A 10,525-nucleotide genomic window follows, 5' to 3' on the forward strand; every position below is an offset into this window, starting at 1 on the left:
TCGCTTCGAGCAGGGGTCAACTTCTCTCAAAGATCAGCATTCCGACGTTATTGGTTCGGCGAATTCACACGATCGACAAAGCAGAAAGCCATCCGTTCCGTTCATGCGATCGGCAATATTGCAAAAAGCTGCCCCCTCAAAGAGATCCTTGTACCTGTCGCGGAGGAGGTTGCCCAAAACGTGTCGTCGCTCAAAATCCATGCAGCAGAAAGTAACGTCGCCGTTTGGGAGAAGAACATTACGATATTGCCGTTCGTCAGGACATGTCAGTGCTCCAACGATTGGCTGCCGCGCCCCAACCATCTTCTCGCCGTTGCCAGCCCTGCTGCGCGGCGGACGCGAACGAACCAGCGCTTCGTCAGGAATTATGCCGACAAGTTCGGGATGCACCTCGCCCATGACTATGAAGAGCAACGATGAAAAGTCGGCATCGACAAGTTGGCGCATCAAATCGACATAGCTGCGCCTGACGAGACCACTATGCATGTGCGTGCCGTCATCAAAAACATGCACCAGGAAAACGCGGAACTGCATCGCACGCAAACGTCTTAGATCCCGCCCGTTCATTCCTGCCAGGGTTGTGAAAATTCGGATTCCATGGCCACACGCATAGGCATGCTCAACCATTTCGGTGCAAGCTGGATTGAGCCAAGGCTCCGAATATCCGGAAAAGCTGATGTCGACAGCTGCTGGTACGCGCGCCAGACATCGCTTGAAATCTTGGAGAGAAAGATGCTTCACGTCGGATATCGCTCTTTGCCGTTCGGCAAACTTGTCCTGTGGGCAATAAGAACATCCGACGACACAGCCCGTTGTCGTAGTTATCTCCAAGACCCTGCCGCCGCTGATTGCAGAGCGCAGCTCCTGTGGAGTCATCGATTCTATATTGTCCACTTCCGCGCTCCGCGTTTGGAACAAAGAGATATTGAGGGGACCGTCGATTTGCATCTCATGCCGGTTCGCTCATGCTTCAGTTCTCGGTTCGTCGTCCACCAGCGCGACTCGGCATGGTCGCAAGCGCGATCGCGGCAGATGAAGAATGCGCCACGGCTCTCTCCCATAACACCCCAGTCCAGCAGGATTGGACGGCTGCCGAATGCACATCCGTCGATGGGGCTCGTCTAACGTCTCGCTTATTTCAAGAAGCATCTCTCATGCCATTGGCGGTACTGTCCTTAACTCGACACGTCCGCGATGAATGTCCTCCCAAATGCGCGACCGAGGTGAAACTCGACGCAATCGATAGAGTACAATATGACGCTACGTACGATTCAAGCTCTCTCGAAAATGAGCTGAATGACAGCTTTCTTATGAATCTTGACGGTGTAGCCTGCCCCGAGCACCACGTCATCATGATGGTTGGCATCGACCCGCGAAGTTCCGATTGCGAATGCCCTTGGCTCCGGTCGAGATTGCAAAGGTTCACCTTCGTGCAGCAAATCGCGAACTTCAGCGGTTAAAAACGTTACTCAACATAGGAGTGAGCTGGCGCGATTTGCGCGGCTCCGCTAAGTGGTCGACCGCGTCTTCTTACTGTCAAGGAAAAAAATGGTCCCTCACGCCTGTGAATGCCGGTTCAGATTACGCACTCGAAATCGATGGGCGACACAACACTGAATTTGCGACGAGAGACGGGGCCAAAACAGGCGCACGCGAGCTGAAGAAGAGGTTTCTCATGCTGCGAGTGAGAATCTATGACGCGCAAGCCAACACTCGAGAGGACGTCGCGTGAGGCTGGTCGATCGATCGCAGCGACGGGGTGCTGACTTCTTGCTGACAAACATCGCCTTGAAATCTATATCAAGACGAGCACGGCAAAACAGGGCGGTGGCGGCACGGTACAAAGTCGCACACAGAAAGCACCACAACGGATTGGGCCTATCTGCCGACGAGCGCCGATATGACCGGGAAGTCCTCTCTTCAGCAAGCTCACAGATGTGAGCTCCGCACGTCGCGAGCCACCCGTCGAGTCTTGCGATCGAGAGTTTACACGAGCCGGGAACAACTCTTCGATTCATCATCGGCACCTGCCTGGTATATGTTTGCCCTCAGGCCGCGGTAATATCGTGATCGCGATGACAATCTCCTCATACAGCCTGACCACAACCTATCCACAAGTTCCGAGTCCGTCGGGTTTTTCTTTCCAGGCTGTTGCACGGCGATCTCCGCGGCATTGTTCAGCGATAGCGGCCCGAACGTAAATCGCACGGGAGGAGGGGCTCTCTACAACAAATGCTGCTCGGATGATCCGCTCGACAGCAGCTATCGCCTCGACGCGATCACTGTGGCGGCGCTCTTTGGCTTGCGCTATATAGGTTTCTGATTCCTAGTGGAGCGAGTAACTCGAACCTCACCAGACCATTATGAGCGGCAGACTATCGATCGGATTGGTTGATTTTGCTGCAGTTTCGTTCGAGCTCGATCGCTTTCTTTGCGGTGCGTTCACGCCGTTTCTGGTGCGATATTGGTGCGGTTGAATTTCGACCTTTAGTCTGTGGAACAGGAGGTCGGTGGTTCGAGCCCACCCAACTGTACCAACGAAATCAGTCAGCTAGCGCTAGCTACCAAATAGCTACCACGGCGACGGGAAGCGCGGTCGGCTTCTAACGCAGGTCATTCGTAGTGACGAGGGCACAGGTTCGAGGGATGTGCGGCATCACTCAACCTGATGAAATTGCTTCCGCGCCTTTCGCGGCGGCACGACGTGACCTCTGAAACCGAGAGAAGGTTGTGAGAAGTTTCCGAAGAGGAGGCATCTCGATCCGTGCAGGTCTCCATACAACCTGCGCTCTGACCCGCTTGATGCCGGCTAGTTGGAATACGAAAGACCAGAAGGACTTCAACCTGCAACCAGTCCATATGAGCGGCGGTTTGTGGGCATATGCCTTCTGTTAGTAAGAACGTGAGAACGCAAGTCAGTTCCGGCGACTACTAGGCTGCTGCTTGGGTGGACTATCCGACGCTTCCGAATGTCCAATTTTCGAGGCGGACGAATGCGTGGAAACGACATCCCGGTTCAGGGCATACTACGCTCGGAAAGACATTCCCTTCCGAGTCCACGCGGTGCCCTCGCAGCGTCAGAACGTGCCCTGATGTGCAGGCCATCGTAGCCTTGAAACGCTCCCTTGTGGACGGATGACACGGACACCAAGCACCACGTTGCGGCCGGTCCACGCCGTCGACCTGCCGCCTTATTGCGAGACGGCGGGCTCCTCGCCTCCGGCGAGGAAGGATCGAACGAAAGAAATCGAGTGTTCCATTTACCCAGCGTGAAATCTTATGCTCCCGGGCAGCTTCGATAAAGTCCGCTATGCAAATACGGAGGCCTTCTTCTTCGATGCGAGGCCCAACGTCAACACCGCCCGCGTGGTCGAGAAGCACTCGATCCGAAATTCCCAACTCTCACCCGCATCGTCCGTAAGTATGTCGATTACCTCGAAGACAGGGCCCTTCGTCCGATTGGTAGCGTGTGCTTTGACGAGAGAATATGCCATGTCGGGACTTAAGTTGGAAAACTTGCCTTTGAAGGCGGGAGACCTGATGAAGTAGCGCCATGCTAACGGCCCATCGTGAGCACCGATCTTCGGAAACTTGGGATGTGAACTGACAACACCAAACGCGGCGTGCTCGGGGTCGCGGCTCTCGATCAAGCGCCAGAACGTCGACACGATGGAGTTTTCGTACCGCTTGGCAAGCTTTTTGACCGAGTCGAAGGTCGGTGCCAAGTCCCGAGCCTCCGCAGTGAACCGATCCGACATGAACAGCAAGCGACCTGCTCCGTAGTTGGCTTCGGCCTCGATCGTGGCGTGACAGGTCGGATCAAGGGTGACTCTGTTGTCACCCAGCAAAAAGTCTTTGTGCCATCCGATGACGCTATGGCTGATTTCGTGGCTCTCGATCCAGCGGTGCTTTGGTTCCGGTACGGTCTCGTCCAGGAGAATACGCATGGACGACGGCACCCAGAACGCCGTCAGCTTTGACTGGGTCAATGCGTCGCTCAGTATTCTGCCTACGTCGGGGATGGTCTTTCTGGCGAATAGCTTGAAGCGGTGAGTGATTTCATCGAGAAATCCGGGATCAGTACTTTTGTAGTAGCGAAGATCGAGCTTGAGGAGCTTTCGTACTTCCGCGAGACGGACAGGCGGCTTCGGATTTCCCAAGTCGCGTAAGATGCGGTTGACCTGAGCGTCGATCTCGCGCCTTTCGTATTCTCCGACCTCGGCCTCGATCATCACTCGCACTCACCTATGCCAATTCGTTTAACGCCCCGACGAACGCTTCCAACACTTCCAACTGCTCTTGCGAAAGATTGGAAACATCGTCCGAGTGAGCCGCAAACTGGACCGCCGTATTGTACAGTTTTCGATCTATTGCGACCGTCGCGCCGGACATCTGAGAAAGATTGTTCAGCGAGACTCCAAAAAAATTGGAGAGATTATGGAGAAGACGAGGGCGCGCCGTGTAGCTTGGATTGGTTTCGACCTGTCGGAGCTCTTCTTCTGAGACGTCAGCCTTCACGGCCAATTCAGGTAACGTCAGGCGATCCCGCATGCGCAATTGGCGAACGAGCGCACCTAACGCAATCCTCAATTGAAGCGCGGTACGCGGCGCCACGATGGATGACTTTCCGCTTGCCAGGTCGTCCGCCACTGCATTCCGCTCAAGTGGCCTGCCGGCATCCGTCTCGATATCCGGATCCGACTTGATCTTCTGCTCAAGCCATTGCGTCGAAAACAGAAGTTTCATGGTCAAACCTCCGCTCCTTTGAGGAATTCGATCGCCTGTTCTTCGGTCATCTCGAAGTAGCGCATTCCCTCTGCTTCGTCGAAGCCACAATCGGTAAGACCTAACTCCTGATACCAGGTCTCGGATTGTTCGAGCGCATGCAGGCCGATCCTGCCGCGAAACTCAAGTTCGAAGCTCAAGCTGACACTGGTGGCGACGAGCGCGCGACCTACACCCTTGTATTTCGGTGTCTCGGTGAATTTGTGCCTATTCCAGGGTGCGGTCGCAATACGGTCGATATAAGCGAGCTCACGCCCGTTGTGCGGCGGGAGCTTCGCAAACTTGGTCGCAACGTTGACGTTTATCAAGCCTTGCATCACGCCGCCGCATTCGATGACAAAACTCTCATAGGAAAGGCTCGATGTCATGATCTCATCCCATTCCCAGTGCGAGTCTTGTGCGTTGCCTTCTGCGGATTCATCCCAGTTCGTGAAATCGGCGTTGCGCCGCACCAGCTCCGGCTTCCACAGCTCTTCGTAATGTCGACGGTTCGCGTCGTCGCACCCCGAGAATATCTGTGCAGGCTCAATCTCACCCGTGTGCCGATTCAACAGAACTGCGGCGCCGAGAAGCTTTTTCATAGCACGACGAGCTCGGCCTTATCTTTCGTGGTCGGATGCTCCACGAAGACCTTCTCTCCGCGCCCGATACGCTCGGTGACCGATTGATACAGGCGGAGCGCCTGGCGCAGCACGGCGGTCTTCGACATGCCGCGCCGCTGCGAAAGTTCATCGAGAACTTCCATCTCCTTGTCGCTCAAGATGAGCGTCATTTGCCGGCGATCCATGGCCCAAACCTACGAATTTGCTCGTTGCAGGGCTGTACTATGTGTTGTCCGGCTATAAAGTCAACTTTTTTTACATTGTAATTGGCCATTGACTACATAAAAAATATGTATTATCTGGTGATCCAAGATGGTTTCCCGGCATGGAGGAGGATCATGAGCGACGATTTGGAAAAGGCTGAGCGCGATCTCGCCAAGGCCCGTGCGGACCTTGAACGGGCAGAGGCTCTTTACGCCGACGCCGAAAAGGAAATGGCCAAGGCGCGCGGCGAATTGGCACAGGCAGAGGAAGAGATCGAGAAAGCCAAGAAGAATCACATCGAGGTCTCGATCTCGACCACGGCCGGCTTCTATCCCGCCGACGGGTTCAATCCGGTTCCTGAAAACCAGCCCATCCAGCACGAGTTGGACAAAGCGAAGAAGGAATTGAACATCAAGGACGTCACCGGCTGGATCGCGAGCGTGATCACGCCCGCGGGGAAGCGGACGCTCGATCCCTCAAAGAGCTACGTCGAAAACGGCCTTAACGGTAAGGCCGAGATCGACTGGGGGCCGAGCGAAGGAGGCGGTGGCTAATGCATCCCGCCGCCGTACAAGCGCTGTTCGAGGAGGAAGCGAAACATCTTGGCCCCGCATTGTGCGCGCGGCGGGGATGGACGATGCATCGCATCGACTTCCCGGTCATCAACTGCTCGTTCAACGCCAGCGGCAGGACGTCCCTGCGGCTGACGTTGACCTGCGACAATTGGAACGAACTTCCGCCCTCCATTCGCCTGGAGACGCCCTCCGGTGAGCCGCTGCGGGTTTTGCTGCCGAACCCGACGGGAGTTTTCCACGCCGGGCCTCACCATGTTACGAATTTGCCCTTTGTCTGCATGCGTGGATCTCGCGAATACCACACGCACCCCAGTCACGTGACGGATTACTGGGACGGTTGTCGCGGAAGCTCGAGTTACACAATCGGGGGCATCATGACTCAGATCTGGAATGCTTGGCTCAAGGGAACGGGTTGATGATCCATTGTTCGAGCCAGGTCGTTCAAGTAACACTAACGTCTCTGCGGGCCGCCGGAGAGCAGAACAGCGAGTGCGTTGTTTTGTGGTTGGGTCGTCCCGGTCGTGAAGCTACGAGCGTCGTCGAGTGCTATCGGCCTCTTCAACTCGCTAGGGCCAACCGATTCCAGATCCCCGTCGAGGGAATGGACATGCTGCGCGCAAAGCTCCGTTCGGAAAGGCTTATGGTTGCGGCTCAGGTCCATTCGCATCCGCAGGAGGCATTCCATTCGAAGGCGGACGACGCTTGGGCGATAATTCGGCACGGAGGGGCTTTGTCGCTCGTCGTGCCGAGATTCGCCCGGGATACCTTTCCCGAGAACTTTTTGGTGCAAACCAAGGTGTATAGGTTCTCTGACACGGCGACCTGGGACGAAGTGCCCGGCGAGCGAGTGGTGCAAGAATGTCTACGGATAGTCTAACTGCGGAAGCCAGGCGCGAGAACGCAGCAATGCTTGCTGCAGCACTCGGGACCGATCTGGAGTCTGCCGGCGAAGCGCTACAGTTCGGGGTGGCGATCACCTTCAATCCTGCTGATGATACTGCTGCAGCCATAGCGGACGATTTGGCCGCTCTTCTGGCTAGGACTATCGGGACGGTCACTCTTGGCGGGGCAGAACCAAATACAGTCCTCGAAGTGCTGGTCGGCAGAGTAGATGCCAAGACCAGCCTGCCATCCCTGTTGGTTCATGTGGGATCCGATGCAGCCGTAATCGGAGGCAATCCCGCGCAGGAACGCTGTGCAGCCATTCCTCGTATTTTTTGTCTTCTGGTTGCATGCTACGCGGCAGCAGCGACCATGCAAGCCGTGTTCGGAGCCCGGCTTCCGTTCGAAGCCACACTGCCGCAGCGGATATCCTTCGATCAGTTGGGAATCGATCCAGAGACGTTTGAGGCGCCGGTTGCTCTGGGAGACGCCTATCTTGCGGGCGCAGGCGCCATTGGGAACGGCTTCCTTTGGGCAGCGAGACACCTGAACTTCACGGGTATCCTGCACATCGTCGACGACGACGTCGTCAGTCCCGGAAACCTGAATCGTCAGATTTGGTTCGGTAAGGACGACATCGGCCTTTCGAAGGCCGAGCGTCTGTCATGTCTAGCGCAGGATGAATTTCCGGATCTGAAGCTGACGCCTAGATCGTATCGTCTACAGGATCTGCCGGAAAGGTCGGATGGTCCCTGGTTGACTCGACTTCTGGTCGCGGTCGATAGCCGACGGGCTAGACGGAAGATCCAAATGGAATTTCCAGGAGAGGTCTTCGATGCTTCCACGACCGACATTCGCGAGGTAGTAGTTCACTATCATCGGCAGCCGACGCTGGGCGCGTGTTTGAGCTGCATCTACGAGGCAGATCAGGAAGAATTCACTAGAGAGCACCATATCGCGGATCATCTCGGTGTGTCCGTTGAGGACGTGAGGTCCGAACGGATCAGCCCTTCCGCTGCACATCAGATCGTTGCGAAGATTCAAGGCATCGAAGCTTCGGCTCTGATTGGAATCGCCTACGATACCCTGTTCAAGCAACTCTGCGGTGAAGGTGCGCTGCGGACTCTAGAGGGGCGCAGAGTCGTTGCGCCCTTTGCCTTTGTGTCGGTCCTGGCGGGTACGTTTCTCGCTCTCGAGGTGCTCCGAAGAACCGGATCCGGACGCAACAGTGTGGACTTCAACTACTGGAGGGTTAGTCCTTGGCACTCTCCCCTTGGACGCAGGCGCGTTTTCCGGCCGCCTCAGCAAGGTTGCGAGTTCTGCGGTAACCCTGTTCTGCGATCCGTAAATGCCGCTCTCTGGGCAGCTTTGCCTGGCGCGAATAGCACCTAGCGAAGCCGAGACGTGCAGTTTGCCAGATTCTGCGACGCCGTCCTTGGCGCATTGGTTTGGGACGAATTTGCTGGACGATGTCCGCGCCTGTTCGATCGCCATTAATGCCGCGAGCGGGCGGGTTATAGCGTCATGTTCTCCCGTCGAAAGACTGCCGAGATCGGCTACGACCTTGAGTGGAAATTGACCGGCGGGACGGGCGCTCTCGATTGAGACGCTTCCTCCCGTCTTCGCGACCAGGGACTGCAGACGTTCAAATTCGCTGCACCAGATAGCTTCCATATCTTGATCCCGGTTAGCGTCGCGTGCCTCGGCGGGATTTCCCATGCCGACGGTTCGTACCTGCATGACGTCGGCTTGCGATCCGCCCGATAGTTCGACCCCATATCCAGGATTGGCAGGCTTTCGGAGAACGACGCGGCCGCCCGCGACCCAGGCGGTCATCATCACTTGGGAGACTTCATAACCGAGACTTGCTAGCCCTTCCAACACGGCCCTCCTTCGCTCCTCGGTAGCCATAGAGCGGACCTCGGCCTCGATCAGGAAATTAGCGCGTCTAATGAGTTCCTGGCTGTTGTCGCCGGATCCTGCCAGCGCCTGCTCGATCTCGACGCGCAGAACGGCGGCTTCGGCCGATTTCATTTCCGACAGCTCGGCGTGTCGATCGGCAAGGTCTCGCTGAAGGCGTGCGCGCTTGCGACCGCTCTTGAGTGCAGACGTAAGATCGAGAAGCAGGCTGTCAGCGACAAGAGTCTGACGGGCCACCGGCTCGGTCTCAAGCGCCGCGATGCGAGCAGAAAAGGGACTTGGGTCGATTCCCAAGGCCCGCATTCAGGACGCCGTCTGCGAAGGCGTGAGCGGCGAGGCGGCCGATCGAATGGCCGATATGAAAAAGGCCGATATGGCGGAAGCGGCCGAGCAGTTGTTGGCTGCGAGCGACTGGCTGCCGGCCCTGCTGAGGACGGCCAAGCAGCAAGAACAATCCGATGCGCCCACTGCTGGGCGTGATGATGCCTATTCGGAGGCTGCCGAGTGAGTTTTGGCCGGGGCCCCGCATGCGGCCCCGGCCAACCGCGCAAAAATTTCGGCCGCGCGCCTTGGCGCGCGGCCGGTTTAATTGATGCAAAGGCAGCAACTTAGAGACGCAAGCCCGCACCTGGACGACGGAGTACGGTGCTTCCGATCTGTGCCGATCGTAGCGGACCGCGAGCACGGGATCGTCGTCTAGCCCGCTTCATCAGCGGCGATGTGCCCTTGGCCGGTCCTTGATCAGACGAATGACTGCCGCCGTTCGGATTATCTTCCAGCGGGGGCTTCTTCCAGTGGCGCTCCGATGCGCCACGACAGCATGCGAAATCGGTCGCTCATCGTTTCGTCTTACGCGTCTTTGCCGCCGTTGATGCGCTGATGTCAGCGTGTGTTCGCTCGATCGAGCCACGTCCTTGTGCTGCTTGAATGCGGGCAGCCATGGATATCTCCGTCAGTTCGTTCCCGGGCAGCGTCCAACGCAACCTCGAATGGGCTGATCAGGCCCGAGGGACGGCAAGAGCCTCGATCGCCTTCCCGCAACGGCTACGCCTGCTTTTTTCCCCTGCCGCAAAGGGGCGGCATTCCTCGCCGAAACAAAAAAGCAGGCTTACGCCGTCCTTCGCTGCGCTGCGGGCCTGACGGCTGCGGGCCGATCGCTCCCCGGGCCAAGGATCGCCATCGAGGCCGCGATGGGCGCGGCCCGAGCAACCAACGGAGATTACCATGGCTACCATCGGCACCTTCACCGCTTCGGACAACGGCTATGTCGGCTCGATCAAGACGCTGACGCTCAACATCAAGGCAAGGTTCGCCGCGTCCGAGAAAGACAACGACAAGGCGCCCGAGTTCCGCATCTTCGCCGGTACCACCGAATTCGGTGCCGCCTGGAAAAAGACCGCCCGCGAGACCGAACGCGAATACCTCTCGGTCAAGCTCGACGATCCGAGCTTCCCGGCGCCGATCTACGCCTCGCTGGTGAAGGTCGAGGGCGACGAGGGCTTCACCCTGATCTGGTCCCGCCGCAACGGCGACTGATCCATCCGGATCATCCGCCCC

The 10,525-nt window shown here is 57.2% G+C and carries 10 protein-coding genes and 1 tRNA gene; 6 read left to right on the top strand and 5 right to left on the bottom strand.

Annotated elements, in window-relative coordinates; translation table 11 throughout:
* Window positions 1-33: 33 nt before the first annotated feature.
* Window positions 34-894, bottom strand: coding sequence for an SPASM domain-containing protein (locus tag IVB32_RS28445; protein WP_247412045.1), 861 nt, complete (start codon window positions 892-894; stop codon window positions 34-36).
* Between the two features lie 1,575 nt (window positions 895-2,469).
* Here IVB32_RS28445 and IVB32_RS28450 point away from each other — a divergent pair.
* Window positions 2,470-2,537, top strand: a tRNA-OTHER gene (locus IVB32_RS28450).
* A gap of 771 nt (window positions 2,538-3,308) precedes the next feature.
* Here the strand turns inward: IVB32_RS28450 and IVB32_RS28455 are convergent.
* Genes IVB32_RS28455 through IVB32_RS28470 form a run of 4 tightly spaced genes read right to left on the bottom strand, consistent with a single transcriptional unit; the run spans window position 3,309 to window position 5,545 of the window.
* The gene (locus IVB32_RS28455; protein ID WP_247384396.1) at window positions 3,309-4,232 is read right to left on the bottom strand and encodes an ImmA/IrrE family metallo-endopeptidase; all 924 of its coding nucleotides are present in this window, start codon (window positions 4,230-4,232) and stop codon (window positions 3,309-3,311) included.
* 13 nt (window positions 4,233-4,245) lie between these two features.
* Window positions 4,246-4,746, bottom strand: coding sequence for a helix-turn-helix transcriptional regulator (locus tag IVB32_RS28460; protein WP_247384397.1), 501 nt, complete (start codon window positions 4,744-4,746; stop codon window positions 4,246-4,248).
* Window positions 4,747-4,748: 2 nt separating this feature from the next.
* Window positions 4,749-5,366, bottom strand: a complete 618-nt coding sequence (locus IVB32_RS28465; protein WP_247384399.1) for a hypothetical protein — start codon at window positions 5,364-5,366, stop codon at window positions 4,749-4,751.
* Window positions 5,363-5,545 carry a ribbon-helix-helix domain-containing protein gene (locus tag IVB32_RS28470; RefSeq protein ID WP_247412047.1) on the bottom strand — a complete coding sequence of 61 codons (183 nt, stop codon included), beginning with the start codon at window positions 5,543-5,545 and terminating at the stop codon, window positions 5,363-5,365. Before IVB32_RS28470 ends, IVB32_RS28465 begins: the two co-directional genes overlap by 4 nt.
* Before the next feature lie 132 nt (window positions 5,546-5,677).
* Here IVB32_RS28470 and IVB32_RS28475 point away from each other — a divergent pair, with 132 nt between their 5' ends.
* From IVB32_RS28475 to IVB32_RS28495, 5 genes are all read left to right on the top strand, one after another.
* Entirely contained in the window at window positions 5,678-6,145 is a 468-nt protein-coding gene (locus tag IVB32_RS28475; RefSeq protein ID WP_247384403.1) for a hypothetical protein, read from the top strand.
* Complete coding sequence (locus IVB32_RS28480) at window positions 6,145-6,582, top strand: putative metal-binding protein (protein ID WP_247384405.1); 438 nt, start codon at window positions 6,145-6,147, stop codon at window positions 6,580-6,582. Before IVB32_RS28475 ends, IVB32_RS28480 begins: the two co-directional genes overlap by 1 nt.
* A 442-nt stretch (window positions 6,583-7,024) precedes the next feature.
* The gene (locus IVB32_RS28485) at window positions 7,025-8,440 is read left to right on the top strand and encodes a ThiF family adenylyltransferase (RefSeq protein ID WP_256465024.1); all 1,416 of its coding nucleotides are present in this window, start codon (window positions 7,025-7,027) and stop codon (window positions 8,438-8,440) included.
* A 787-nt stretch (window positions 8,441-9,227) separates the two neighbouring features.
* A complete protein-coding gene (locus IVB32_RS28490; RefSeq protein WP_346731111.1) occupies window positions 9,228-9,476 on the top strand; it encodes a hypothetical protein in 249 nt (82 codons plus the stop codon).
* 716 nt (window positions 9,477-10,192) lie between these two features.
* Window positions 10,193-10,504: a DUF736 domain-containing protein gene (locus IVB32_RS28495; RefSeq protein ID WP_247297702.1), complete on the top strand. Its 312-nt coding sequence runs from the start codon at window positions 10,193-10,195 to the stop codon at window positions 10,502-10,504.
* Window positions 10,505-10,525: the final 21 nt, after the last annotated feature.

The organism is Bradyrhizobium sp. 23 (assembly GCF_023073295.1).
Lineage (GTDB): Bacteria > Pseudomonadota > Alphaproteobacteria > Rhizobiales > Xanthobacteraceae > Bradyrhizobium > Bradyrhizobium canariense_D.

Coding starts and splice junctions, on each gene's coding strand:
- IVB32_RS28455 (WP_247384396.1), bottom strand. CDS start 4,232: ATGATCGAGGCCGAGGTCGGAGAATACGAAAGGCGCGAGATCGACGCT.
- IVB32_RS28460 (WP_247384397.1), bottom strand. CDS start 4,746: ATGAAACTTCTGTTTTCGACGCAATGGCTTGAGCAGAAGATCAAGTCG.
- IVB32_RS28465 (WP_247384399.1), bottom strand. CDS start 5,366: ATGAAAAAGCTTCTCGGCGCCGCAGTTCTGTTGAATCGGCACACGGGT.
- IVB32_RS28475 (WP_247384403.1), top strand. CDS start 5,678: ATGTATTATCTGGTGATCCAAGATGGTTTCCCGGCATGGAGGAGGATC.
- IVB32_RS28480 (WP_247384405.1), top strand. CDS start 6,145: ATGCATCCCGCCGCCGTACAAGCGCTGTTCGAGGAGGAAGCGAAACAT.
- IVB32_RS28485 (WP_256465024.1), top strand. CDS start 7,025: ATGTCTACGGATAGTCTAACTGCGGAAGCCAGGCGCGAGAACGCAGCA.
- IVB32_RS28490 (WP_346731111.1), top strand. CDS start 9,228: ATGCGAGCAGAAAAGGGACTTGGGTCGATTCCCAAGGCCCGCATTCAG.
- IVB32_RS28495 (WP_247297702.1), top strand. CDS start 10,193: ATGGCTACCATCGGCACCTTCACCGCTTCGGACAACGGCTATGTCGGC.